The organism is Micromonospora sp. DT229 (assembly GCF_049844505.1).
Classification (GTDB): domain Bacteria; phylum Actinomycetota; class Actinomycetes; order Mycobacteriales; family Micromonosporaceae; genus Micromonospora.
In genome coordinates this window covers 230,448-255,524 of the sequence record NZ_JBNCLD010000005.1, presented here as the reverse complement: position 1 = coordinate 255,524, position 25,077 = coordinate 230,448, and the positions used below count along the sequence as shown (strand labels likewise).

At 71.4% G+C, this 25,077-nt stretch carries 23 protein-coding genes, 1 tRNA gene and 1 pseudogene; 16 read left to right on the top strand and 9 right to left on the bottom strand.

Annotated elements, in window-relative coordinates; translation table 11 throughout:
- Positions 1-6: 6 nt before the first annotated feature.
- Positions 7-1,671, bottom strand: coding sequence for an arginine--tRNA ligase (gene argS / locus ACLQ2T_RS10545; RefSeq protein WP_425765800.1), 1,665 nt, complete (start codon positions 1,669-1,671; stop codon positions 7-9).
- Between the two features lie 100 nt (positions 1,672-1,771).
- On the opposite strand from argS, the gene ACLQ2T_RS10540 reads away from it, so the two are divergent.
- The 6 genes from ACLQ2T_RS10540 to ACLQ2T_RS10515 all read left to right on the top strand — a co-directional run bounded on the left by ACLQ2T_RS10540 (position 1,772) and on the right by ACLQ2T_RS10515 (position 6,138).
- On the top strand, positions 1,772-2,578 hold the full coding sequence (locus tag ACLQ2T_RS10540; RefSeq protein ID WP_425765799.1) for a DUF3105 domain-containing protein: 807 nt from the start codon (positions 1,772-1,774) through the stop codon (positions 2,576-2,578).
- Between the two features lies 1 nt (position 2,579).
- Positions 2,580-3,236, top strand: a complete 657-nt coding sequence (locus tag ACLQ2T_RS10535; RefSeq protein ID WP_425765798.1) for a DUF305 domain-containing protein — start codon at positions 2,580-2,582, stop codon at positions 3,234-3,236.
- Positions 3,237-3,434: 198 nt separating this feature from the next.
- Positions 3,435-4,127 (top strand): winged helix-turn-helix domain-containing protein, encoded by a 693-nt coding sequence (locus ACLQ2T_RS10530; protein WP_425765797.1) that lies wholly within the window; start codon positions 3,435-3,437, stop codon positions 4,125-4,127.
- A 125-nt stretch (positions 4,128-4,252) separates the two neighbouring features.
- A tRNA-Arg gene (locus tag ACLQ2T_RS10525) sits at positions 4,253-4,327 on the top strand.
- Between the two features lie 135 nt (positions 4,328-4,462).
- Entirely contained in the window at positions 4,463-5,026 is a 564-nt protein-coding gene (locus ACLQ2T_RS10520) for an RNA polymerase sigma factor (RefSeq protein ID WP_425765796.1), read from the top strand.
- 98 nt (positions 5,027-5,124) lie between these two features.
- The gene (locus ACLQ2T_RS10515) at positions 5,125-6,138 is read left to right on the top strand and encodes a hypothetical protein (protein ID WP_425765795.1); all 1,014 of its coding nucleotides are present in this window, start codon (positions 5,125-5,127) and stop codon (positions 6,136-6,138) included.
- 1 nt (position 6,139) lies between these two features.
- Here ACLQ2T_RS10515 and ACLQ2T_RS10510 read toward each other — a convergent pair whose 3' ends face one another.
- A complete protein-coding gene (locus tag ACLQ2T_RS10510) occupies positions 6,140-7,519 on the bottom strand; it encodes a serine/threonine-protein kinase (protein ID WP_425765794.1) in 1,380 nt (459 codons plus the stop codon).
- A gap of 234 nt (positions 7,520-7,753) precedes the next feature.
- Between ACLQ2T_RS10510 and ACLQ2T_RS10505 the strand changes: the two genes are divergently transcribed.
- On the top strand, positions 7,754-8,290 hold the full coding sequence (locus ACLQ2T_RS10505) for a hypothetical protein (RefSeq protein ID WP_425765929.1): 537 nt from the start codon (positions 7,754-7,756) through the stop codon (positions 8,288-8,290).
- 83 nt (positions 8,291-8,373) lie between these two features.
- Here the strand turns inward: ACLQ2T_RS10505 and ACLQ2T_RS10500 are convergent, their stop codons facing one another.
- On the bottom strand, positions 8,374-9,336 hold the full coding sequence (locus tag ACLQ2T_RS10500; RefSeq protein WP_425765793.1) for a DNA polymerase domain-containing protein: 963 nt from the start codon (positions 9,334-9,336) through the stop codon (positions 8,374-8,376).
- A 65-nt stretch (positions 9,337-9,401) separates the two neighbouring features.
- Positions 9,402-10,172 (bottom strand): isocitrate lyase/PEP mutase family protein, encoded by a 771-nt coding sequence (locus ACLQ2T_RS10495; protein ID WP_425765792.1) that lies wholly within the window; start codon positions 10,170-10,172, stop codon positions 9,402-9,404.
- Positions 10,173-10,300: 128 nt separating this feature from the next.
- Between ACLQ2T_RS10495 and ACLQ2T_RS10490 the strand changes: the two genes are divergently transcribed.
- Together ACLQ2T_RS10490 and ACLQ2T_RS10485 are read left to right on the top strand one after the other, a co-directional pair.
- The gene (locus tag ACLQ2T_RS10490; protein ID WP_425765791.1) at positions 10,301-10,849 is read left to right on the top strand and encodes a TetR/AcrR family transcriptional regulator; all 549 of its coding nucleotides are present in this window, start codon (positions 10,301-10,303) and stop codon (positions 10,847-10,849) included.
- A 35-nt stretch (positions 10,850-10,884) separates the two neighbouring features.
- Positions 10,885-13,125 (top strand): MMPL family transporter, encoded by a 2,241-nt coding sequence (locus ACLQ2T_RS10485; protein ID WP_425765790.1) that lies wholly within the window; start codon positions 10,885-10,887, stop codon positions 13,123-13,125.
- A gap of 72 nt (positions 13,126-13,197) precedes the next feature.
- Here the strand turns inward: ACLQ2T_RS10485 and ACLQ2T_RS10480 are convergent, their stop codons facing one another.
- Positions 13,198-14,454, bottom strand: a complete 1,257-nt coding sequence (locus ACLQ2T_RS10480; protein WP_425765789.1) for an erythromycin esterase family protein — start codon at positions 14,452-14,454, stop codon at positions 13,198-13,200.
- An 86-nt stretch (positions 14,455-14,540) separates the two neighbouring features.
- Here ACLQ2T_RS10480 and ACLQ2T_RS10475 point away from each other — a divergent pair, with 86 nt between their 5' ends.
- Complete coding sequence (locus ACLQ2T_RS10475; RefSeq protein ID WP_425765788.1) at positions 14,541-14,738, top strand: DUF2795 domain-containing protein; 198 nt, start codon at positions 14,541-14,543, stop codon at positions 14,736-14,738.
- On the opposite strand, the gene ACLQ2T_RS10470 is transcribed toward ACLQ2T_RS10475, so the two are convergent.
- Positions 14,739-15,647 carry a Gfo/Idh/MocA family protein gene (locus ACLQ2T_RS10470; protein ID WP_425765787.1) on the bottom strand — a complete coding sequence of 303 codons (909 nt, stop codon included), beginning with the start codon at positions 15,645-15,647 and terminating at the stop codon, positions 14,739-14,741. It abuts the gene before it with no gap.
- 142 nt (positions 15,648-15,789) lie between these two features.
- On the opposite strand from ACLQ2T_RS10470, the gene ACLQ2T_RS10465 reads away from it, so the two are divergent.
- Positions 15,790-16,176 carry a hypothetical protein gene (locus ACLQ2T_RS10465; RefSeq protein ID WP_425765786.1) on the top strand — a complete coding sequence of 129 codons (387 nt, stop codon included), beginning with the start codon at positions 15,790-15,792 and terminating at the stop codon, positions 16,174-16,176.
- A pseudogene (locus ACLQ2T_RS10460) lies at positions 16,169-16,573 on the top strand (hypothetical protein); the annotation flags it as partial. The gene ACLQ2T_RS10465 and the pseudogene ACLQ2T_RS10460, both read left to right, overlap by 8 nt.
- A gap of 98 nt (positions 16,574-16,671) precedes the next feature.
- Here ACLQ2T_RS10460 and fabG read toward each other — a convergent pair.
- Both fabG and ACLQ2T_RS10450 read right to left on the bottom strand, forming a co-directional pair.
- Complete coding sequence (fabG, locus tag ACLQ2T_RS10455; RefSeq protein ID WP_425765785.1) at positions 16,672-17,430, bottom strand: 3-oxoacyl-ACP reductase FabG; 759 nt, start codon at positions 17,428-17,430, stop codon at positions 16,672-16,674.
- Between the two features lie 136 nt (positions 17,431-17,566).
- Entirely contained in the window at positions 17,567-19,219 is a 1,653-nt protein-coding gene (locus tag ACLQ2T_RS10450; protein WP_425765784.1) for an alpha-amylase family protein, read from the bottom strand.
- 61 nt (positions 19,220-19,280) lie between these two features.
- Between ACLQ2T_RS10450 and ACLQ2T_RS10445 the strand changes: the two genes are divergently transcribed.
- Both ACLQ2T_RS10445 and ACLQ2T_RS10440 read left to right on the top strand, forming a co-directional pair.
- A complete protein-coding gene (locus ACLQ2T_RS10445; protein ID WP_425765783.1) occupies positions 19,281-19,871 on the top strand; it encodes a DUF1349 domain-containing protein in 591 nt (196 codons plus the stop codon).
- 101 nt (positions 19,872-19,972) lie between these two features.
- Positions 19,973-20,632 carry a DedA family protein gene (locus ACLQ2T_RS10440; RefSeq protein WP_425765782.1) on the top strand — a complete coding sequence of 220 codons (660 nt, stop codon included), beginning with the start codon at positions 19,973-19,975 and terminating at the stop codon, positions 20,630-20,632.
- Positions 20,633-20,822: 190 nt separating this feature from the next.
- Here the strand turns inward: ACLQ2T_RS10440 and ACLQ2T_RS10435 are convergent, their stop codons facing one another.
- Positions 20,823-22,247 (bottom strand): carbohydrate-binding protein, encoded by a 1,425-nt coding sequence (locus tag ACLQ2T_RS10435; protein ID WP_425765781.1) that lies wholly within the window; start codon positions 22,245-22,247, stop codon positions 20,823-20,825.
- 297 nt (positions 22,248-22,544) lie between these two features.
- Between ACLQ2T_RS10435 and ACLQ2T_RS10430 the strand changes: the two genes are divergently transcribed.
- Both ACLQ2T_RS10430 and ACLQ2T_RS10425 read left to right on the top strand, forming a co-directional pair.
- On the top strand, positions 22,545-23,693 hold the full coding sequence (locus ACLQ2T_RS10430) for a carboxylate-amine ligase (protein ID WP_425765780.1): 1,149 nt from the start codon (positions 22,545-22,547) through the stop codon (positions 23,691-23,693).
- A gap of 12 nt (positions 23,694-23,705) precedes the next feature.
- Complete coding sequence (locus tag ACLQ2T_RS10425) at positions 23,706-25,076, top strand: FAD-dependent oxidoreductase (RefSeq protein WP_425765779.1); 1,371 nt, start codon at positions 23,706-23,708, stop codon at positions 25,074-25,076.
- Position 25,077: the final 1 nt, after the last annotated feature.

Below are 25,077 nucleotides of genomic sequence, written 5' to 3'. Positions count from 1 at the left end.
CGAGAACTACATCCTCTCCGGGGCCGAGACGCCCAGCAGGCGCAGGCCGTTGGCGATGACCACCCGGGTGGCGTCGTTGAGCCAGAGCCGGGCCCGGTGCAGGTCGGTGACCTCCTCGTCACCGCGCGGCAGGATCCGGCAGTTGTCGTAGAACCGGTGGTACGCCCCGGCCAGGTCCTCCAGGTAGCGGGCCACCCGGTGCGGCTCGCGCAGCTCGGCGGCGGCGGCGACCACGGTGGGGAACTCGGCGAGCGCCTTGAGCAGCTCGTTCTCCTTGTCGTGGTCGAGCAGCTCGGGGCGGAAGGCGTCCGCCTCGCCCCGGGTCAACCCGACCTCGGCGGCGTTGCGCCCGACGCTGGCCGTCCGGGCCGCCACGTACTGCACGTAGTAGACCGGGTTGTCGCGGGTGGCCCGGGTCCACAGCTCGATGTCGATGTCGATCGGGGAGTCGCTGGAGTAACGGGCCAGGGCGTACCGGGAAGCGTCCACCCCGATCGCCTCGACCAGGTCCTCCAGGGTGATCACCGTGCCGGCGCGCTTGCTCATCCGTACCGGTGCCCCGTCCCGGACCAGGTTGACCAGCTGGCCGATGAGGATCTCCAGGTTCTGGGCCGGGTCGTCGCCGAAGCAGGCCGCCATCGCCTTCATCCGGCCGATGTAGCCGTGGTGGTCCGCCCCAAGCATGATCACGACCCGGTCGAAGCCGCGCTCCCGCTTGTCCAGGTAGTACGCGCAGTCCGCGGCGAAGTAGGTCCACTCGCCGTTGGACTTGCGCAGCACCCGGTCCTTGTCGTCACCGAAGTCGGTCGTCCGCAGCCAGGTGGCGCCGTCGGCCTCGAAGATGTGTCCCTGCTCGCGCAGCCGGTTCAGGGCGTGCTCCAGCTCACCCCGGTCGTGCAGGTCCTTCTCGTTGAAGTAGGTGTCGAACTCCACCCCGAAGTCCCGCAGCGAGGACTTGATCTCGGTGAACATCAGCTCGACGCCCTCGACCCGGAAGACCTCCTGGGCGGCGGCCTCGTCCAGCGACAGCACCTCCGGCCGCCGGGCGGTCACCTCATTGGCGATCTCGGCGATGTACGCCCCGCCGTAGCCGTCCTCCGGAGCCGGCTCTCCCTTGGCGGCGGCGAGCAGGGAACGGGCGAACCGGTCGATCTGGGCACCGGCGTCGTTGAAGTAGTACTCCGTGCCGACCTGCGCGCCGGTGGCCCGCAGCAGCCGGCTCAACGCGTCGCCGACCGCCGCCCACCGGACCCCGCCGATGTGCACCGGGCCGGTCGGGTTGGCCGAGACGAACTCAAGGTTGATCTTCAGTCCGGCGAGCACGTCGCCCCGGCCGTACGCCTCGCCCGCCGTCACGATCGTGCGGGCGAGCTGGCCGGCGGCGGCGGCGTCGAGCCGGATGTTCAGAAAGCCCGGACCGGCGATCTCCACCGACTTGATCCCCGACATGCTGGCGAGCTGGGCGGCCAGCCCGGCGGCCAGCTCGCGCGGCGGTACGCCCACCTTCTTGCTCAGCTGCAACGCGAGTGTGGCGGCGTAGTCACCGTGCTCGGGATTACGCGGTCGCTCGACCGTCGTCTGCTCCGGCAGCGCCGCGCGGTCCAGCCCTCGTTCGGCAAAGACGGCGTGAGCGGCGGCTAGGACAGCTTCGGCGAGTTCTGCGGGAGTCACCGAACCATGTTATCGGGGGTAGACTCGGCCTCCGCGGCGGCGACCCGGCATCGGGGGCCGGGCCGCCGAATCCCCTGACCGACCGACCTGACGAGGACCGATGAGCATCAGCACCCCGGGCGGCCCGCAGCGCCGCCCGACCGTGGTCAGCACCGGCAAGAAGCCGGCGGCGGGACGGCCGGCCGCCGACACCAAGGCCGCCTCCACCAAGCCAGCAACGCCCAAACGCGCTGGTGGAGGTGGCAAGGGGCCACGTAAGCCGATCACCCCCGTCAAGGTCAGCCAGGGTCGACCCTGGGGTCCGATCGCCCTGTTCGTGGCCGTCGGCGTGCTCGCCACTTCGATCATCGGGTACGGCGCCTGGGCGGCCATCCGGGGCGCCCAGACCTGGGAGGAGAAGGCGGCCCAGATCGAGGGCATCGTCAACTTCCGCGAGACCGACCCGGAGGCCATCGCCAACTCGGAGCACCGGCCCGGCAAGCAGGAGTACGCGCAGAGCCCGCCGGTCGGCGGCCCGCACAACAACACCTGGCAGCGCTGCCTCGGTGACGTCTACGACGCGCCGATCGCCAACGAGCACGTGCTGCACAGCATGGAGCACGGCGCGGTCTGGATCACCTACCGCCCCGACCTGCCCGCCGCCGACGTGGAGAAGCTGGCCGATGTGGTTCGCGGCAACGACTTCATGCTGATGAGCCCGTACGAGGGTCTCGACAAGGCGGTCTCGGCCCAGGCCTGGGGTTACCAGCTCAAGGTCGACAGCGCCGACGACCCGCGGATCAAGGAGTTCGCCACCACCCTGGCGCGCAACGCCTCCGTGGAGCCGGGTGCCACCTGCTCCGCCGGCAACTACACCACCGGCACCGGCACGGAGCCGCGTGAGCTCCAGCCGTCGATGGGCGGCTGACATGCCCAGCGCGGTGCAGGAGGCGACGGCCGAGGAGCGGAGCGCATCGGCCGAACCTCGGTCGGCGTCCCGGACGCTGCGCTACCTGACCCTGGCCATGACGGCGTTGCTGCTGCTCGGCGTCGGCTGGACGGCAGCCACCCTGTACGCCGGCCGGACCCCGGGTGAGACCTCGGCCGAGGCCGGTTTCGCCCGGGACATGTCCCGGCACCACGCCCAGGCGGTGGAGATGGCGATGGTCGCGTACGCCAAGGGCCAGGATCCGGCGATCCGGCAGATCGGGTACGACATCGCCCTGACCCAGCAGGCCCAGATCGGGCAGATGCAGCGCTGGTTGCAGGAGTGGAATCTGCTGCCCACCGGCTCCCGGCCGGCCATGGAGTGGATGCCCGACGGGATCACGGTGGACGCCAACGGCCTGATGCCCGGCATGGCCACCCGCGAGGAGATCACCAGCCTGCACGAGGCCCAGGGCGCCGAGGTCGACCGCCTCTTCCTCGACCTGATGATCAAGCACCACATCGGCGGCGTGCACATGGCCGACGGGGTGCTTGAGGCCTCCGACCGCCCCGAGGTGGTCCGGATGGCCCAGTCGATGAAGCAGGGGCAGCAGAAGGAGATCAACGAGCTGCGCAAGCTCCAGCAGGGCGTCGGCTGAGGCCGGTACCCACGGCGTGACCGGTGCCGCCCCGCTCATCCGAGCGGGGCGGCACCGTTTTGTCTGCGCCCCCGGGATGGCCACCCATGACGAACAACCCATAAAGCCGGGGATCAGAGCTTCCGTCACGACTTGAGGCATACGACCGATTTTCCCTCTAGGGGTTACTTAGAGAGAAGTGCACTCGTTGTCCAGGACGTGGGGGTTGCACTCAGAGACGCACGGCGTTCCGTCACCAGTTGGTGCCGGCGCCACACCATCGGCGGTGACGGGACGGTGGCAACCGTCCGTCGCGGACAGCGGCAGGGCGAGCCGGGAACGCTCAGCCGCGAGCAGGAGTTGGAACTTATCGACACCCTCCGGGGGGTCCACCCAGACCAGTTCGGCCTGGACGAGGAGCTCTGGACCCGACAGAGTCTGCAGGCGCTGATCCAGCAGCACTTCGGGCTCTCCCTGGAGACCGGGGCGGTCGGGGCGTACCTGCGGGCCTGGGGGTTGGGTCCCCGCGAGCCCCGCGAGCGAGCCTGCGGCCTCTGCGTCGGGGCGGTCGAGCGCTGGGTACGCAGCGAGTACCCAGCGATCACCCGGGCCGCCCAGGAGCACCTCGCCGAGGTCTACTGGCTCGGCCGGGTGCGGCTGCGCGGCACCATGCCGGCCGCCGACGTGGTCTCCGCGGTCTCCTCCCGAGGTCGGGTCCGCTTCATGATCACCACACCCTCGCTGGATCCGGCCCTGCCCCGGGACTTCGTCCTGCGGCTCAGCGGCGCCGAGCAGCGCACGGTGCACCTGATCGTGGACGGCTCCTGGGCGCGCAACGAGTGGCCCCGCCGACTGCCCCGGCGCATCGTGCCGCACCCACTGCCGAGCTGCGGCCGCGCCGTGGCCGCCTGAGTGCGCCCACCAGGGGCGACCAGGGGCTGGAGCGGTCCGGCCCCGGTCGCAAGGGTGATCACGACCGGCCGGAGTACCGATTCGGCGATCCCAGGAGGAGTTTGCTAGTCTTCTCCAGTCGCTGAGCCCCCGTAGCTCAGGGGATAGAGCACCGCCCTCCGGAGGCGGGGGCGCAGGTTCGAATCCTGCCGGGGGCACCAGAGCCGCTCAGCACGCAAGGCCGCCGACCGGGGAAACCAGGTCAGCGGCCTTATCTGTGTCCGGCCGCAGCACCTGCACCGTCGGCCCTGCAGAGGGCGTTCGCCCTGCTCAACGGCGGCTCATACACTGCCCTGATGCCAGATGATCATGACGTGGTCGAGCGGTTGGCGCGAGCCGCCGCCGACGGCGACCGGAACGCCCTGGAGGCGCTGCTCGCGCAGGTGCGGCCGGAGGTGCTCCGGCTCTGCGGGCGGTTCCTACCCAACCGGGAGGATGCCGAGGAAGCCTGCCAGGACACCCTGCTCGCGCTGGCCACCGGCATCGGGGGGTTCGACGGGCGGGCATCCTTCCGGACCTGGCTCTACCGGGTCGCGGCCAACCGGTCCCGCTCGACCTATCAGGCACTGCGACGTCGGTGGCTGGTCGAGACCGCCAGTGCCCTGCCGCCGGACCGGGCCGATCCCGCTCGCACCAGCGTGATCGCCGGTACCCGGCTGGACCTGCTGGAGGGGCTCGACGCCATCGGCGCCGACCTCGCGGAGCCGGTGGCGCTGCGGGACGTGCTGGGGCTGAGCTACCGAGAGGTCGCCGAGTTGCTGGGGTTGCCCGAGGGCACGGTGAAGTCCCGCATTCACGAGGGACGGCGTCGGCTACGCGCCCGGCTCACCGACACCGGGCCGCACCCGGACGGCTCCTGATCGCCACTGAGGGCCAGGTCACACCGAGTAGCCCGAACAATCTCGACGCGGCAGAGGACCAACACCATGAAGATCCACTGACCCAAGGAGATGACCGCATGCCTCGCCGCCCCCTCCGGCGTCTCGCTCAGGCCATCGCTCTGGCGGTGGCCATCCCGGTGCTCGCGGCCGGATGCGCCACCGAGGAGCCTGTCGCCCCGCTCGACGGTCAACAAGCCGCCGTCAACCCCGATGCCGAACCCGAGCCGTCGCCGACGCCGGGCGCACCGGTCCCGCTGGAGGGCTTCCTCCCCCGGTCGATCTCGTACCTGAACGCCGAGATCGCGGTGACCGGGGTGGAGGTGTCCCAGCAGATCCCGCGCAGCTACGGCGACACGACCAACCCCGCCGAGTACGGCGACGCCCACTACGCGTACCTGGCCGTGAAGGTGACCAACCGGCTCAACTTCACCACCGTTCTCATCCAGGACGGCGTCTTCCTGTCGCTGGCCGACGGCGAACCGATCCCGCTCGACGGATCGGGCAGCCCGGCGACCGACGTGATCGCTCCCGGTGCCTCCGCCAACGGGTGGTACGCCTTCGAACTGCCCGCCGGGGCGACGTTGGCGGATGCGTCGCTGCTGTTCGGCCCGGCCGGTCACCGGCAGGAACGGCTGCCGCTGATCGGCGACCTGCCGAACCCGGAGTACCCGAAGGCGATCACTGTGGCCTCACCGGGCACCGTGCTGACCGGTAACAGCGGCTGCCCGCTGAAGGTCGAGGTGGAGGAGGCGTACCTGGCGCACTGGGTGGGCTTCGACGAGGACGGCCGGTCGCACACCACCAAGCAGGCGGAGGTCGGCCGGCTCAAGCTTCACCTCGGGCTCGCGGTCACCGGGCCGGCCGACCGGAGCGGCTGCTTCATCGCCACCGGCAGCGGCGGTGACGTCCACCTGATCGTCGACGGCGACCGGCTGGGCGACTACCCCGAGCTGAGCGGCACCACGAACGTCTCCGCCGCGGCCACCGACCGCCAGTACCTCGTCTTCGACATCCCCGACTCCGGTCAGGTCGAGATCGAGTGGGGCGGTCTCGGTGGCAAGCAGGTCCGGATCCCGGTGCCGCTGCCCTGAGTCACCCGGTCACGCGTACCCCGGCAAGCAGCGAGTCGATGAAGCTTGTCCCGCCGCCTGCCGGGGGCGCGACCTGCACGTACACCAGTTGGCCGCCGTCCGGGGTTAGGCCGGCGGCCTCGATGACCTCCGGTTTGCCGGTCGCGCAGCCGGTGAACGACGCCACCACCCAGTCGATGCCGGCCTGGCGGGTGCTACGCACCCCCGAGGCCACACACTGGGCGTGTTCCCGGTCGGTGACGAGCCGGCGCGGGGTGGTCTGAGCTGCCAGCCGAGCGGAGGCCCCGACGAACGCACCCGGCACTCCCGGGTCCGCCGCCCAGCGGTCCGGGTCGGGTGAGATCAGCATCGCCGGTTCCAGTCCACCGTCCGCGGTGCGCTGCCCCGACCAGCCGGAACCGGCTACCCGCCAACCCTCCGGCAGGGTGACGCTGACCCGTCCACTGGTGTCCGTGCCGGTCTGCGGCCCCCGCTGAGACCACGCCCAGGCCGCCCCGCCGATGGTCCCCGCGAGAGTGAGACCGGCGACGGCCACGCTCACGATCGCCAGGCGGCGGCGCCGGGGCGGGGTGGGAACCTCCCGCTCGGCCACCTCCGACGGCACCGCGAGCGCCGCGTCGAGCGCCGCGCCGAAGGCTCCCGCGTCCGGGTACCGATCAGCCGGGGCCGCAGCGGTAGCGGTATCCAACACCGCCGCCACCGCCGAGGGCATCCCCGGACGCAACCGGAACCTCGCCGAGGGTTGCTGCCCCTCCTGCGGTACGGCCAGCAGGGTGACACCGAGACGACCGAGCCCGTACACGTCGGCACGGGCGTCCACGATCGCCAGTGGATCGTCCTGTTCCGGCGCCATGTAACCGGGGGTACCGGCCCGGGCGGTCAGACCGGACGCGGCAGCGAGCGCCTTGGCCAGGCCGAGATCCGCGATGAGCACCTGTTCCTCACCGGTGGCGCGGGTCCGGAACAGCACATTGCCCGGGGTGATGTCCCGGTGCACGATGTCGCTGTCGTGCAGCACCGCCACGCCCGCGGCCACCTCGCGCAGCAGCCGAAGACTCTGCTCCGCCGGCAAGGGTCCGGTGGCGAGGCGGTCGCGCAGGCTACCGCCGTCCGCCCAGGCCAGCACCGCGTACGGCCGACCGTCGTCCAGCTCACCGACCGCGTGCACGCTGACCAGCCGCTCGTGGTCGAGCCGCCACAGCAGTCGGGCCTCCTGGCGGAACCGTTCGCGTACCCGCAGGTCGTGACTCCAGTTCTCGGCCAGCACCTTGATCGCGACGCGGGCGTCGAGGGACTCGTCGTACCCCAGCCAGACCGTGGCGAAGGAACCGACCCCCAGCAGCCGCTCGATGCGGTAGGAGCCGATCTTGGTGGGCTGCACAGCCCGCACGGTACCAACCACCAGGTCCAGGTCGTCCCGGCAGCGTCGATCAGCCGGGCGAAGGTACCCCCTCAGGTCGGGACCTTGGTCCCGGTGTCTTGAGGTGTTCCGGCCCGCGCGCCGGGACCCCCTCGACGGCGACAGTAAGGGGGAAAGAAACAGACACCGGAGGCAACGATGACCATCCAGCGCAACACCCACCGTTCGATCGAACGCCCCCTCGAGCGCGCCGAGATGCCCGGCGCGATGCTCACCACCACCGCCGCCCGCGCCCTGGCCGTGCTGCGGGTCGCCACCGGTCTGATCTTCGGCTGGGCCTTCCTGGACAAGATGTTCGGCCTCGGCTACTCCACCCCGACCGAGCGGGCCTGGATCAACGGCGGCTCCCCCACCAAGGGCTTCCTGGCCAATGTCGATGTCGGCCCGTTCCAGTCGATCGCCCACTCGATCGCGGGCGCCTGGTGGGCCAACGCGCTGTTCATGATCGGCCTGGCCGCCATCGGTGTCGCTCTGCTCGCCGGCATCGGCCTGCGCCTCGCGGCCGCCTCGGGCACCCTGATGATGGCGCTGATGTGGCTGGCCGACTTCCCGCTGGCCCGGTTCAACGCCGCCGGCGACCCGACCGGTTCGACCAACCCGTTCGTCGACTCCCACCTGATCTACGCCGTGGTGCTGGTCGTCCTGGCCGCCGCGTACGCCGGACACACCTGGGGTCTGGGACGGCGCTGGGCGAAGCTGCCCTTCGTGCAGCGCAACCGCTGGATGCTCTGACCTTCTCGATCACCGGTGCGCCGGACCGTCACCACGGTCCGGCGCACCGCTGTGTCCGGAGCCCTCTCAGGGCTGGGGCCTGCTCAGTCGGCGGCGGCGCGGCGGGCGCGGGCCCGACGCCTGCCCTCGTGCATGGCCTGCACCCTCGGCACCGGGATCGCCCGCCCCTCCTCGACCAGGTCGGCGGGAAGGGACTGCGGTGCCGGCATCAGCTCCGCCCAGGGGTCGCCCTGGGCCAGCAGGCCCGGGACGGTACGAATGGTGAAGTCCGCCGGGGCCACCGACGGCAACTCCGCCCAGGGCACCGGGAAGGAGACCGGTACCTCCGGACGCAGCCGTGGGCTGTAGACGCCGACGACGGTCGCCCCGCCGGTGCGGGTGGGGTCGATGAAGACCTTGCCGTCCCGGTCCTCACGGATGAAGGCGGTGGTCGCCAGCGCCGGATCGAGCCGTTGCGCCCGGGCGGCCAGCGCCCGGGTGGCGGCGGCGAGCTGCTCGGCGTCCGGGCCGGGTGCCACCGGGACGAACACGTGCACCCCCTTGGCGCCGCTGGTCTTCACCGCACCGGCCAACCCGGCCTCGGTCAAGGCCTGCCGGACCAGCAGGGCGGCGGCCACCCCGGCGGCGAAACCGTCGCCTTCCGGGGGGTCGAGGTCCAGCACCAGGTGGGTGGGGCGGCCCAGGTCATCGGTCGTGGCCAGGGTGGGGTGGTACTCGACCGCCCGCTGGTTGGCGAACCAGAGCAGGGTGCGGCGGTCGTCGCAGAGGGCGTACGAGATCTCCCGCCGGGAGGCCTCGGCCCAGATCGGCACCCGTCGTACCCAGTCCGGGGTGTAGCGGGGCAGGTTCTTCTGCATGAAGGGCGGCTGCCCGGGGCGTACCCGGATCACCGACAGGGGTCGGTTACGCAGCGGCGGGAGGATCCGGTCGGCCACCGCGTCGAGGTAGTCGACCAGGTCACGCTTGGTCGCGCCGGACCCGTCGAACAACGGCTGGTCCAGGTTGGTCAGCGCCACCCCGTCCCGAGTCTCATCCGCCCCGCTCACCCGACCACCATCCCGGCTCGACGCCCCGCGGTCAATCGCAACACAGCGATGTCTCACGCAGATGCTCAGGCGAGCCGGTCTCCGGCGGCCACCGAGGCGAGCAGTTCGGCGGTGTGCGCGTAGGTGGCCGCGTACAGGGCCGGGCCGTAGCTGATCCGGGCCACTCCGAGGGCGGCCAGCTCGGCCTGGGCGGGTGCCGCCGGGTGGGCCAGCACGTTCACCGGCGCCGCCACCGCCTCGATGAAGATACGCAGCTCGGCGGGGTCGGCGAGCATGATCGGGTAGACACAGTCGGCACCGGCGGCCAGGTAGCGCCGAGCCCGGCGGATCGACTCGTCGAGTCGTCCGGCCGACTCACCGTACGCCCGCAGGAAGACGTCCGTCCGGGCGTTGATCACGATCGGCACCCCGGCGACCTCGGCCGCCGCCCGCACCCCGGCCAGCAGCTCGGCCTGGGCCCCCGGGTCCACGAGGCACCCGTCGGTCGGGTCGGAATCCTCCAGGTTCAGTCCTACGGCTCCGGCGTCGAGCAGCCGTTGCACCAGCTCGGCCGGGGGCAGCCGGTAGCCCCGTTCCAGGTCGGCGGTGACCGGCACCTCGACCGCCCGGGTGATCCGGGAGACCGCGGCAAGCATCTCCCCGACCGGGGTGCCCTCTCCATCGGCGTACCCCAGGGACCGGGAGACGGCGGCGCTGGCGGTGGCCACCGCAGGGAAACCGGCCTCGACCACCGCACGGGCCGAGCCGGCGTCCCAGGCGTTCGGCAGCACCAGCGGGTCGCCGGGGTGGTGCAGGGCACGCAGGGTGGCCGCCCGGAGGGCCGGGGAACTGGTCATGATGATGATTCTCGGCGATCGACAGAAGGTCGGCGGAGGTCCAATCCTCCGGCCGTGGTTTGTGGGGAAGGCCACTGATCTGACCGTTCGGTCAGCACCTGACCGAACGGTCAGGCATTCTGGTGGCCATGGCCCGCACCACCCCGCAGACCCATGACGAGATCCTCGCCGCCGCGGCGCGACGGTTCGGCGTCACCGGTTACCGGGGCACCTCGTTGCAGGACATCGCCAGCGAGGTGGGTTGCTCCAAGGCGACGGTTCTCTATCACTTCGCCAACAAGGAGGCCATCCTCACCGAGTTGATGGCCCCGGCGATCGAGATGTTGCGGTCCCTCGACGAACAGATCGTGGCCCAGCCGGACCCGGCGCGGGCCCAGCAGGTCGCCGCCGAGGGGTTCGTGGACCTGGCGGTGCGCTTCCGGGCCGAGATCGCCCTGCTCCGTGGCGAGTTCCCGGAGTTGCTGCAACAGCCCGTCTTCGCGCCAATCCAGCAGATCTCCGAACGGCTGGCCGAGGCCCTGGCCGGGCGCTCCGGGCGGGCCGCCGCGCGGATCTGCGCCCTGGTGCTGCTCGCCGGCATCGCCGAGACCTGCGGCGAGTTCGCCGACATACCCGACGACGACCTGCGCGCCGCCCTGCTGGCGCTGCTCAGGCGGGCCCTGGAGCCCGCCCGCTGACCCATTGCACCACCTGACACTGAGGGAAGGACCTCATGGCGACCCTGCTCTACCGGCTAGGCCGGGGCTCGATGCGCCGGCGGCGACTCGTCGCCGCGATCTGGCTCGTCGTACTCGTCGGACTCGGCCTGGCCGCGGCGACCCTGCGCAGCCCGACGGCCAGCAACTTCTCCATGCCCGGCACGGAGTCCCAGCAGGCGATCGACCTGTTGGCCGAGCAGTTCCCGGCGGCGGCCGGTGCCACCGGCACGATCGCCGTCAAGGCCCCCAACCCCGGTCAACTGGGCACACCTGAGGGGCAGGCGGTGGTCCAGACGGTCACCGAGGAGGCCAGCACCGTGCCCGGGGTGCTCGGCGCGGTGAACCCCTTCCAGGTCGGTGCCGTCTCCCCCGACGGCCAGTACGCCCTGATCCAGGTGCAGTTCAGCGGCGGCGTGGACACGGTGACCGACGAACAGCGGGACGCCTACGAGAAGGTCGGCGCCCAGGCGGAGGCCCAGGGCTGGCAGGTGGCCCCCGGTGGTGAGGTGCTCAACGCCGAACCCGAGGTGGGTTCCACCGAGGTCATCGGTGTCGCGGTGGCCCTCGTCGTCCTGATCATCACCTTCGGCTCGCTGGTGGCCGCCGGCATGACCATGCTCAACGCCCTGATCGGCGTCGGGGTCGGCATGGCCGGTCTGTTCGCCCTCAGCAGCGTCGTCGAACTGACCAGCACCGCCCCGATCCTGGCGCTGATGCTCGGCCTGGCCGTCGGCATCGACTACTCGCTGTTCATCACCTCCCGATACCGGCAGAACCTGCTCGACGGGCTACCCGCCGACGAGGCCGTGGGCCGGGCGGTCGGCACCGCCGGCTCGGCGGTGGTCTTCGCCGGAGCCACCGTGGTCATCGCCCTGGCCAGCCTGGCGGTGGTGAACATCCCGTTCCTGACCGTCATGGGTCTGGCCGCCGCCGGCACGGTGACCGTCGCGGTGCTGGTGGCGATCACCCTCCAGCCGGCCCTGCTGGGCTTCGCCGGGGGCCGGGTGCTGCCCCGACGGCTGCGCTCCGTGGTCCCGGTGACGACCGAGGACAGCTCCCGGACCACCGAGGGCGCCGGCAGCGCCTCGACCGACCACGCGGCACCGGAGGCGGCCACCCTGGCCGGTGAGGACCGCTCGGCCTTCGGGTTCCGCTGGGCCCGGCTGGTCACCAAGTTCCGCATTCCGGTGATCCTGGTCGGGGTGCTCGGGCTGGGGTTGCTGGCGCTGCCCGCGCCGGACATGCGGCTGGCCCTGCCGGACGCCGGCACCGCGCCGGCCGGCTCCGCCGCCCGGGTCTCCAACGACCTGATCACCGAGGGCTTCGGGCCCGGCTTCACCGGTCGGCTCGCGGTCGTCGTGGCCGGGGACGACGCCCAGTCCACCGCCGCGGCGATCCCGCAGGTGACCAACCTCGTCCAGGGCACCGAGAACGTGCTCGCGGTGGCCCCGCCGCAGTTGAGCCCGGACGGCAAGACCGCCCTGCTGGGAGTGATCCCGCAGACCGGTCCGACCGACCCGGCCACCGAGACGATGGTGCACGACATCCGCGACGCCGTGGCCGAGGTGCCCGGTGCCGAGGTACTGCTGACCGGCGTGACCGCTGTCGGCATCGACATCTCGGAGAAGCTCTCCGACGCCATGCCGATCTACCTGGGCCTGGTGGTCGGGCTGTCGATCCTGCTGCTGATGCTGGTGTTCCGCTCGCTGCTGGTGCCGGTCAAGGCCGCGCTGGGCTTCCTGCTCACCGTCGCCGCCACCTTCGGCATCACGGTGGCGGTGTTCCAGCAGGGCCACCTGGCCGACCTGGTCGGCCTGGACACCCCGGGCCCCCTGATCAGCTTCCTGCCGATCCTGCTGATCGGCATCCTGTTCGGCCTGGCCATGGACTACGAGGTCTTCCTGGTCTCCCGGATGCGGGAGGACTTCGTCCACGGTGACACCGCCCAGCAGGCCACCATCAACGGGATGGGGCACGGCGCCCGGGTGGTCACCGCCGCCGCACTGATCATGACCGCGGTCTTCGGTGGCTTCGTCTTCCTCGACGACCCGGTGATCAAGTCGATGGGCTTCGCGCTGGCCATCGGGGTGGCGATCGACGCCTTCGTGGTCCGGATGACCATCGTCCCGGCGGTGATGTCCCTGCTCAACAAGTCCGCCTGGTGGCTGCCGCGCTGGCTGGACCGGGTACTGCCCAATGTCGACATCGAGGGCGAGAAGCTGCGCGCCCAACTCGACAGCAAGCCCACGGTGTAAGGAAGGGCCCCCTGTTAACGCCTCGCGTATAGCAGGGGGCCCCTATTAACGTCCCGGGTACCCGGCAGGGCGTCACACCCCGGCCGGGTACGTCTCCATCTCCCCGGGGGTGGTCAGGGCGGGCAGGGGATGCAGGGCGGTCGTCTCGTCGCACCAGATGAAGGCGTCGTACCGCTGCCCCAGCCGGGTCGGCACGTAGTTGCCCCACGACTCGAAGGTGGGGTCGTACACCACCCCGATGGCCCGGTGGTCGAGGGTGTCGGTGACCCAGCCCGGCTGGCCGGGGCCGTCGAAGACCAGCACCGCCCGCTTCGGCATGAGCTGGTGCAGCAGATCCTCCACCGAACCGGCCCGCGCGGGCGGTACGACCATCGGCTCGGCCGGCGAGCCCCATTTGGGTGCCGCGATCACCGAGCCCCGCCACCCCCCGAAGCCGATCAGCACCACCTCGTCGGCGCCGTACCGTTCCCGTGCCAACTGGCCGATGTTCAGCATCCCGTCGGCGGCCATGTCGGTCGCCCGCGCGTCACCGATGTGGGTGTTGTGCGCCCACACCACCCCCCGGGCGTCCGGCCCGTAGCGCTCCAGCAGTCGATCCAGGGTGTCGGCCATGTGGCTGTCCCGCACGTTCCAGGACCCCGGACCACCGGCGACCATCTCCCGGTAGTAGCGTTCCGCGCCGGCCACCACCTCCGCGTTCTGCCAGGCCGAGAAGGCGTCCGGCCCGTCCGTGGCGGCGATCTGCCGGGTACGCGCCAGCAGCCGTACCACCTCCTGCTCGCAGCGGGCGGAGACGAACCGGCTGGCCAGGCCGTACTCCTCGACCCGTTTGCCGTACGGCTCGAAGCACCGGTACGCCTCCTGGGCGGCCTCCAGCGACGCCGGGTCCTCCTCGCCCAGGTAATCGAAGATCGCCTGCATCGACTCCCACAGGCTGTAGACGTCCAGGCCGTGGAAGCCCACCCGGGAGGCCTCGACCCGCTCGACGTTCCACGCCCGCAGCCAACTGCAGAACCGGGCCACCTCGCCGTTGGCCCACATCCAGGTCGGCCAGCGTTCGAACCGCTTCAGGGCCACCAGCGGATCGACCGCGCCGCCCGCCGCGCCGACCACACAGCGGTGCACCCGGTCGCAGTCGGGCCAGTCCCCCTCCACCGCGACGAAGTCGAACCCGCACTCGGCGATCAGCCGCCGGGTGAGCTGCTCCCGGATGCGGTAGTAGTCGTGGCTGCCGTGCGTCGCCTCCCCGATCATCACCACCCGAGCGTCCCGGGCTCGCTCCAGCAACGGGTCGAGGTCGCTCGGCGCACCGAGCCGCTGTACCAGCATGCCTGCGGCTACCCGGGACCCGCACGGGCAAACGCGAGGGTGCTCCGGTGGTGTGCCGGGGCACTCGGGTGGGTAGAACGCACGGTATGACCGACCGCGGCGGCGCCCTACCGGAGTACCTGGCGGGGCTGGAGTATCCGGTCTCCCGCGAGGACCTGATCCGCTGGTGCCAGGAGAACGGCGCCAGCACCGAACAGTTGCAGGCCGTACGGGCCCTGCCGGTGGACCAGATCGGCTCCGCCGCCGAGCTGTCCGACGTCCTGCCCGTCCCCTGGGGCAGATGATCAGGGGTTCGGCAGGTCGATGACGGTGCCCAGGGTGCGGGCGGTCTCCGCGGCGGCGAGCACCCCGACCACCTCCCGGCCGAACCGCACGTCGCAGCGGTGATCCCGGGTGCCGGCGTCCACCTCCGCGAGTAGTTGATCGATCGCCACCCCGAAGGCGGTCGCCGCGGAGGCGCCCGCTGACGGCAGGGTTTCGATGCCGTTCGTCCCGTAGAAGGTGAACTCCGCCGCCACCGCGGCGGGCGGGGCGTCCAGGCTCAGCGACACCGTGCTGGTGGCACCGCCGGAGTGGGTGAGCAGCAGATGCACCAGGCCACCCACCCCGTCGCCGGCCGCCACCCGGGTCACCCGGCCCAGCACCGGCAGCAGGACCGCCAGAGCGTGCGGGCCGACGTCCCACAGGGCACCGCGTTCGCGCCGCCAGGCCGACTGGGCGTACGGGCTGCCGGACTGGAAGATCGAGGCGAAGCGGATCACCCGGGCGGTGTGCCAGCCACCGGCAGCCGCCGCCGCGGCGACGAAACCGGCCACCTCCGGGTGGTACCGGCCGGTGAAGAAGACCACCGAGGCCACGCCCGAGCGGGTGGCCGCATCCACCACCCGGTCGGCGTCGGCGAGGGTCAACGCCAGGGGCTTGTCCAGCAGCAGGTGACGTCCGGCGGAGGCGGCCCGTACGGCGATCTCCGCCTGCACGTCCGGGGGCAGCGCCACGGCGACCGCCTCACACGCCTCGATCAACGCCTCCGCCTCGCCGAAGGCCGGTACGCCGTACCGGGTGGCCAGCGCGGCGGCCCGGTCCCGGTTGCGCCCCCACACCCCGACCAACTCCGCCCTGGGGTGCGCGTCCAGTGCCGCCCCGTGCGTCTGGGCCGCCCAGTGCCCCGTACCGAACAACCCGAACCGCATCACAGGTACCTCCGCCCTCGTCCGCGCCCACGCTAACCGCTGCCCGCCGAGGCGTCGGCACGCGGTACGGCGGGCGTGCCGACTCGTCTTACTACGCGGATTAGTAGAGTGGGCCGGTGATCGGAACCAGCACCGGAGGGCTCAGGTGAACGCCGCCGGGTCGCCGGTCGACGGCGTACTGGCCGTCGCCGCCATCGTGTTGTCCCTGCTGGTGGCGGGATGGGCGTTGATCGCCACCCTGCGCCACCGGCCCCCGGACTGGATCCAGTTGATCGGCCTGGGGGTCCTGGAACTGACCCTGCTGGGGCTGGCGATCATGACGGGGGTGGCCCTGGCCGGTGGCGACCAGCCCGGTGAACCGGGCGCCTTCTTCGGCTACCTGGTCACCCTGGTCTGTCTGCCGCCGCTGGCCGGGGTGCTGGCCCGGATGGAACCGACCCGCTGGGGTTCGGCGATCGTCTGCGCGATCTGCCTGGTCACCCCGGTGGTCGTGGTACGTCTCCAGCAGACCTGGGAGGTGCTCGGTGGCTGAGTCGCGTACCGCCCAGCCGCTGCGGACCAACAGCGGGCCCGGCCGGCTGCTGATCGCGGTCTATCTGATCTTCGCCATCGCCGCCACCAGCCGCGCCACCCTGCAGATCGTCACCCGGTTCGACGAGGCCCCGCTGGCGTACCTGCTCTCCGCGCTGGCCGCGGTGGTCTACATCGTGGCGGCCGTGGGCCTGGCCCGGGCTGGGCACGCCGGCCGTCGGGTAGCCCTGGCCTGCTGTCTCGTCGAACTGATCGGGGTGCTGGGGGTGGGTGCCTTCAGCCTGGCCCGGCCGGACCTGTTCCCGGACGAGACGGTCTGGTCCGGCTTCGGCAGCGGCTACGGCTACATCCCGCTGGTCCTGCCCGTCCTCGGCCTGGCCTGGCTCTACAAGACCCGGTAAGGAAGGGCCCCTTCTTAACGCCTGGTGCATAGGAAGGGACCCTTCCTAACATCGGAAGAGCCGAGCCGACGTCGGCGGAGCGGCCGGTTGAGGGGTCAGTCCCGGGGGCCGCCGGCCACGTAGATCACCTGGCCGGAGACGAAGGACGCGCCCTCGCTGGCCAGGAACGAGATGGTGTGGGCGATGTCCTCGGGCCGACCGACCCGCCGGACCGGGATCTCCGCCTCGGCGTGCTTCTGCATCGCCTCGAAGTCGATCTTCATCCGGGCCGCGGTGGCGGCGGTCATGTCGGTGACGATGAACCCGGGCGCGACCGCGTTGACGGTCACCCCGAAGGGGCCCAGCTCGATGGCCAGGGTCTTGGTGAGGCCCTGCATACCGGCCTTGGCCGCGGCGTAGTTCGCCTGCCCCCGGTTACCCAGGGCCGAGGTGCTGGAGAGGTTGACGATCCGACCCCACCTCGCCTCGACCATGTGCTTCTGCGCGGCCTGGCTGAACAGGAAGGCACCCCGCAGGTGTACGCCCAGGACGGTGTCCCAGTCGGCGTCGGTCATCTTGAACAGCAGGTTGTCGCGGAGCACACCGGCGTTGTTGACCAGTACGGTCGGGGCGCCCAACTCGGCGACGACCCGGTCGACGGCGGCCTCCACCTGGGCCCGGTCGGACACGTCCGCGCCCACCCCGAGGGCCCGGCCGCCGGCCGAGTTGACCGCGTCCACGGTTTCCTTCGTCGCCGACTCCTCGATGTCGACCACGGCGACGGCCAGGCCGTCGGCGGCCAACCGGCGGGCGGTCGCCGCGCCGATGCCGCGCGCGGCTCCGGTCACGATGGCGACGCGGGGCTCCTCCGACATGCTTACCTCCCGGTAACTTGGGCTCGATCGAAGGAGCTTAACTCAGCCGTACGCCCGATCAGGGCCGGTGAAGACGGGGCCGGACGGTTGCCGGCCCCGCCTTCGCTGTGCCTCGCTGCGGTCTCGAACGCCCCGCCTACCGGTCGTGGCCCAGGCAGAGCCGGATCCACCGGTAGCCGTAGCCGGCCAGCTTGAGCCGGTCCAGCTTGCCGAGGTCGTCGTAGTTGTGGTCGCTGAGCACGTCGATCGGCTGGTCCGCCTCCGGCGCCAACATGCTCAGGTCGACCTCGACGTCCTCGGTACCCAGGTTGTGCAGGAAGACCATCGTCCCGGTAGGCCCGTCCGCCCGGTGTGCCAGCACCCCGGGGGGCATCGGTACGTCGATGTAGGTGGTGCTGCCCGAGCCGGTCTCCGGTGCCTCCCGCAGGGTACGGATCATCCGTTCGAACCAACCCAGCAGCGAACGCGGATCCCTGCGCTGGGCAGTGACGTTGACGTGCTGGTAGCCGTACTCCCCCTTGTCGATCACCGGGCGGATCAGCTTCTCCGGCTCGGCGGTGGAGAAGCCGGCATTGTCCTGATAGGACCACTGCATCGGGGTACGGATGGCGTCCCGCCCCTCCAGGGACAGGTCCTCCCCCATCCCGATCTCCTCGCCGTAGCGCAGCACCGGGGTACCGCGCAGCGAGAACTGCAGGGAGTAGGCCAGCTCGATGTGCCGACGGTCGTTGCCGAGCATGGGGGCCAGCCGACGGCGGATGCCCCGGCCGTACAACTGCATGTTCTCGTCCGGGCCGAACCTGGCGAACACGTCGTTGCGCTGGTCGGCGGTGAGCCGGGACAGGTCGATCTCGTCGTGGTTACGCAGGAAGGTCGCCCACTGGCCGCCGGTGGGCAGCTTCGGGGTGTCCCGCAGCGCCTCGATGATCACCTCGGGGTCCTCGCGGGCCAGGGCGAGCATCAGTCGACCGTTGAGCATGAAGTCGAAGAGCATGTGGATCCGGTTGCCCGAGCCGCTGCCGTCGCCGAAGAAGGCCGGCAGCTGATCCGGCTCGACGTTCGCCTCGGCCAGCAGGACCGCGTCACCGCGCCGCCACTGCACATGCTGGCGCAGGTCGGTGAGGAAGTCGAAGTCCTTCGGCGAGTCCGGGTTGCCGGGCTCGGTGCGCTCGATGATGAACGGCACCGCGTCCATCCGGAAGCCGGAGACACCGAGCTGAAGCCAGAACGAGGTGATCTTCTTGATCTCCGCCCGGACCTTCGGGTTCTCGATGTTCAGGTCGGGCTGGAACTTGTAGAACCGGTGGTAGTACCAGGCCTTGGCGGTGCGGTCGTAGGTCCAGGTCTCGTGCTGCTCGCCCGGGAAGACCATGCCCTGGTGCCGGTCCGCCGGCTCGTGATCGGACCAGATGTACCAGTCCCGGTACGGCGAATCCGGCGACGAGCGGGCGGAGATGAACCAGGGGTGCTGGTTGGAGGTGTGGTTGACCACCAGGTCGATGATCACCCGGATGCCCCGGTTGCTCGCCTGGTGCAGCAGTTCGGCGAAGTCGCCGAGGGTGCCGAGTCGGGGGTCGACGTTGTAGAAGTCGGTGGCGTCGTACCCGTCGTCCTCGTTGGGTGAGGGATGGATGGGGTTGAGCCAGAGGCAGGTGACTCCGAGCCGGGCCAGATAGTCGAGGCGACCGATCAGACCCTGGAAGTCACCCACCCCGTCGCCGTCGGAATCGGCGAAGGTGTCGATGTCGAGGCAGTACACGACCGCCTCTGAGTACCACCTGTCAGACATGCCCCCGTACCTTCTCCCCGGCCGGGCCACGGCAAACCCGACGGCCCGTTACGGTTCCGTGGTGCGAGACATCGACTGGTCCAGTGGCAGTTGGCACCGACGACCGGTGCAGGCGATCGAGGACGCCGACGGCGGACTGCGCGTCGAACCGGGCCCGGGCAGTGACCTGTGGCGGCACACCAGCTACGGGTTCGTGCACGACGACGCCCCGGCCCTGCTCGTCGACCTCCCGGTCGGCGGCGCGATGGAGGTGGACTTCCGGCTGGACTACGCCGAGCAGTTCGACCAGGCCGGGGTGCTGGTGCGGGTGGACGACCGGAACTGGGTGAAGGCCGGGGTGGAGGTCAGCGACGGCCAGCCGCAGGTCGGCGCGGTGGTGACCCGGGAGTTCTCCGACTGGTCGGTCGCCCCGGTGCCGCAGTGGGCGGGCCGGGAGGTGACCGTACGGGTCAGCCGGGCCGGTGACGCCCTGACCGTACGCGCCCGCCCGGCCGGTGGAGGGTGGCAACTGGTCCGGCTGGCCCCGTTGCCCGCCGACGCACCGGCCGCCGCCGGCCCCTACTGCTGCTCGCCCACCCGAGCCGGACTGACCGTACGCTTCAGCGGCTGGCGGCAGGGCCCGGCCGACGCGGCACTGCACCCGCAGGAGTGACGACTCCGAAGCCGGGTGTCCACCGGGGTCGCACCGGGTAGGAACGTCGGTACGCCGTCTGCTCGCGGCAGGCTACGCCGACTACCCACGGAGGCATCGCCATGGCGCTCGCCCAGGATGTCGACCCCAGTCAGGTCGGCGGCCTGACCGGCTGGGTGGCCGGGGTGATCGACGCGGCCGGCCCGCTGGGTGTCGCCCTGCTGGTCGCCCTGGAGAGCATCATCCCGCCGATCCCCAGTGAGATCGTCCTGGCGATGGCCGGCTACCTGGCCGGGGAGGGCCGGTTCAACGTGGTGGTGGTGACCGTGGCGGCCACTGTCGGCTCGGTGCTGGGCGCCCTGGTGCTCTACTGGCTGGGCGCCGCAGCCGGTGAGGAACGGCTCAAACGCTGGCTGGACCGGCTCCCCCTGGTGGACCTGGAGGACCTGGAGAAGGCCGACCGGTGGTTCGAACGGTACGGCCGCTGGGCGGTCTTCTTCGGCCGGATGGCCCCGGTGGTCCGCAGCCTGGTCTCGATCCCGGCCGGCGCCAACCGGATGCCCCTGGTCGAGTTCATCACCCTCACCACCCTGGGCAGCGCCCTGTGGAACGGCATCTTCATCGCCCTGGGTTACGCCCTGGGCTCCCGCTGGGATCAGATCGACCGCTACAGCTCCTGGTTCGACTACGCCATCCTGGCCATCCTCGCCCTGATGATCGTCTCCTGGGCCGTCAAAAAACACCGCCGCCGCACCCACCCCCGAACCCCCACCCACCCCTAACCCCTCCCCCACCCGCCCCGCCCCGCCCCGCCCCGCCCCGCCCCGCCTCACCTCGCCCGTCGATCTTGCACTTTTGGTCGGGGCATAAGGGATATAAGCCTCGTATCAGCGACCGAAAGTGCAAGATCGCGGAGCGAGGGGGCGGGGCGGGTGGGGGGAGGGTGGGGTGGGAGGGGGGCTTGCTGGTGGGTCAGCGGCGGAAGTGGAACCAGTTGACGTTGACGAAGTCGTTGGGCTGGCCGCTGCTGAAGGTCAGATAGACCGTGCGGCGCCCGGTCACCGAGGACACATTGCCCGGCACGGATCGCCAGCTCTGCCAGCCGCCGGTGTTCGCGATGGCGAAGCTGCCGATCGGCGTACCGGTCGGGCTGTCCAGTCGCACCTCGACCAGGCCACTGACCCCGCCCGCCGCGCCGGAGGCGACCCGGGCCACGAAGTCACGCGGCCCGTTGGAGCCGAACTCGACGTTGTCGTAGCGCACCCAGTCGCCGTTGCGCAGCGCGCCGATGTTCTGCCCGCCCTCGGAGCAGGCCTCCACGAGCACACCGTTCTGGGCGTCGAACGACTCGGCCTGGATGGTCGCGTACGCGTCCCGCACCCCACCGGGCGGCGGGGTGGTGGGCGGCGGAGTCGTCGGCGGTGGGGTGCTGCCGCCTCCTCGGCTGTAGACGGCCACGTAGTCGACCAGCATGGGCCGACCGGGCACGGTCGCCGAGGTGGGGGTGGTGCTGCCGGCCACCCCGTTCGGGAAGGCCCCACCCATCGCCACGTTGAGCAGCAGGAAGTAACCGGCGTGGTTGGTCATCTGGGACCAGTACGGCTCACCGACCCGGCTCTGGCTGACGGTGTGGTAGAGCTGCCCGTCGACGTACCAGCGCAGTTGTTGTGGGCTGACCGAGGCGTCCCACTCGAATCGGTAGGTGTGGAAGGCAGACTGGCAGGTGCTGCCCGGGCAGGCCCGGGAGGCGCCGATGCCGTTGAACTCGTCGCAGGGCCCGCCGGGGGCCACCCCGCAGTGCAGCACCCCCCACACCGTGTTGAGCCCGTTGACGTTCTCCATCACGTCGAACTCACCGATGCCGGGCCAGTTCTGGTAGTTGCCCCGGTACGGGGAGCCGAGCGCCCAGAACGCCGGCCAGTAGCCGGAGGCGGCAGCACCGGTGACGTTGGGCATCTGGATGCGGCCCTCGATGGCCAGCACCCCGCCGGCCGGGGCCTTGAAGTTGCTGCGGACGGTCTCGATCCGGGCCGAGGTCCAGTTGCCGGCCCCGTCGCGCAGCGGGGTGATCCGCAGGTTGCCGGCACCGTCGTGGCTGATGTTGGCGGTGCTGTTGGTGTACGTCTGGATCTCGCCGGTGCCCCAGTTCGGCGGGCCGCCCGGGTAGCTGGTGCCGGTGTCGATGATCCAGTTGCCGGCGGAGGGCAGGGTGCCGGCGGCACCGGTGAAGTCGTCGCTCCAGACCAGGCTCCAGCCGGAGGCGGGCGGCGGCACGGCGGCGTCGGCGGTCGCGGTGAGCCCGGCCAGGCCGGTGGTGGCGGTGATGAGCAGGGCCAACGCCAGCGGCAGCCGGCGTCTGGCGGGCAGGGCGGGCGCGGCCGCCGGGACAGGGTTCATCGGTCTGCCTCTCTACGGACGGATGAGAGAGCGCTCTCTCGATGAGTTGTACGGCCCATCCGGACAGTTGTCAACGTCGATGAGCCGGTCCGCGCCGGACCGGTCGAGGGCCACACCGCCACCCCGCGCCGCCACGCCGCGCCGCCACCCCGCGCCGCCACCCCGCGCCGCCACGCCGCAGGAGACGAGCCGTACGCCACGCGCGGGCAGCGTTTCCGGGGACCGCCACTGCGGGTAATTGCCGCCGCGACCCGGTGCGGACCTACCGCCCCGGCTGAGGTGCGGACGGTGGTGGCGATGGTCAGGCAGCCTGCGGTGGCTCCGAACCCTCCGGCGGAACAGGCCGACCTGCTCACGGTGGGTGTCGAGGAGGAGTTCCTGCTCGTCGACCCGGACTCCGGGGCAGCGGTGCCCGCCGTCGACGAGGTACTGGAGCAGGTACCCCCGGAGTTGCGCGGGCAGGTGGAGCGCGAGTTCCAGACCAGTCAGATCGAGATCGGCAGCCCGCCGGGGGTGGAGCTCTCCTCGATCCGGCACTCCCTGGGCCTGCTGCGTTCGGCCCTGGCCGAGGCCGCCGAGCGGGCCGGTGCCCGGCTGCTGGCGATCGGCACCGGACCGGTCGACGGGCCGGTGCCGCCGGTGGTCGACAAGCCCCGCTTCGACCGGATGGTGGAGCGGTACCGCCTGCTGGTCCCCGGGCCGGGCAACAACGGGATGCACGTCCACGTCGGGGTGCCCGACCCCGACACCGGGGTGCAGGTGCTCAACCACGTACGCCCCTGGCTGCCGATCCTGCAAGCGGTCACGGTCAACTCGCCGTTCAGCCGGGGGGAGGACACCGGCTACGCCAGTTGGCGCTCGGTCGAGTGGGAACGGTGGCCCTCGGTGGCCCCGACCCCCTACCTGGCCTCCCACGAGCACTACCGACGGTTGATCCGCCAGCTGATCGCCAGCGGGGTGATGCTCGACGAGGGGATGCTCTACTGGTACGCCCGACTGTCGGCCAAGTACCCGACGGTGGAGCTGCGCATCGGTGACGTGTGCCCCACGGTGGACGACGCCGTCCTGGTCGCCGCCCTGGTCCGGGGCCTGGTGGCGACCGCGCTGGACGACATCGCCGCCGGTCGGCCACCCCTGCCCACCGACCATCACCTGCTGGTCGGGGCGCACTGGCGGGCCGCCCACGACGGTTTGGAGGGCTCGGCGGTCGACCCGACCAACGGTGAGCTGCGACCGGCCTGGGACCTGCTGCACCAACTCGTCGGGCGGCTCGGGCCGGCCCTGGAACGCCACGGTGACCACGCCGAGGTGACCGGGCTGCTGGAGGGGTTGCGCGAGCACGGCACCGGCGCGGCGCGGCAGCGGATGACGTACGCCCGGACCGGACGGTTGGAGGATGTGGTGGCGCAGGTGGCACGACAGACCCGGGGCGAGACCCCGGCCTGACAGGAGGTTGCCGTGGCCGAACGTTTGATCGTCATCGGTGGCGACGCCGCCGGGATGGCGACCGCCGCCCAGGCCCGACGGCGTCGGGACCGCCAGGACCTGGAGATCGTCGCCTTCGAGCGGGGACACTTCACCTCGTACTCGGCGTGTGGGATCCCGTACTGGATCAGTGGGCTGGTGCCCGAAGCCGAGCAGTTGATCGCCCGGGACCCGGCGACCCACCGGGAGAAGTACGACATCGACGTACGACTGCGCCACGAGGTGGTCGCGATCGACCTGGACCGTCGCGAGGTGACCGCGGTGGACCTGGAGAGCGGCGGCGAGGTCCGGGAACCCTTCGACATCCTGATGTACGCCACCGGGGCGGTACCGACCAAGCCGGACTGGGCGCGGACCGAGGCCGCCGGGGTGTTCGGGGTGCAGACCCTGGACGACGGCTCGGCGCTGCGCGAGTGGCTGGACCGCGACCCGCAGCCGCGGCGTGCCGTGGTGGTCGGCGGCGGCTACATCGGGGTGGAGATGGCCGAGGCCCTGGTGCGGCGTGGGCTGTCGGTCACCCTGGTGGAGCGGGGCGAGCAGCCGATGTCCACGGTCGACCCCGACATGGCCGGGCTGGTCGCCGACGCGATGCGCGGGCTGGGGGTGGACATCCGTACCGGGGTGCAGGTCACCGGGCTGTCCGAGCGCGACGGCCGGGTGGCCGCCGTGGAGACCGACGCCGGCCCGATTCCGACCGACCTGGTCGTCCTGGGCCTCGGCGTACGCCCCAACACCGCCCTGGCCGAGGCGGCCGGCCTGCCGCTCGGTCCGACCGGCGGGCTGCGGGTGGACCGCCGGATGCGGGTGCTCGGGGTGCCCGGGGTGTGGGCCGCCGGGGACTGTGTGGAGACCCTGCACCGGGTCAGCGGGATGCCGGTGCACGTACCGCTGGGCACCCACGCCAACAAGCAGGGCCGGGTCGCCGGCATCAACATCGGGGGCGGGTACGCCACCTTCGCCGGGGTGATCGGCACCGCGGTGACCAAGGTCTGTGACCTGGAGGTGGGGCGTACCGGGCTGCGTGAGCAGGACGCCCAGGCGGCCGGTTTCGAGTTCGTCTCGGTGATCGCCGAGTCGACCAGCCGGGCCGGCTACTACCCGGGCGCCCGCCCGATGACGGTCAAGCTGATCGCCGAGCGGCCCAGTGGTCGCCTGCTGGGAGCCCAGATCGTCGGTTTGTCGGAGGCGGCGAAGCGGATCGACACCCTGGCGGTGGCGCTGTGGAACCGGATGACGGTGGACGACATGACCGCCCTGGATCTCGGCTACGCCCCGCCGTACGCCCCGGTCTGGGATCCGGTGCTGGTCGCCGCCCGCAAGGCGGTCGAGGCCCTGGCCCGCTGAC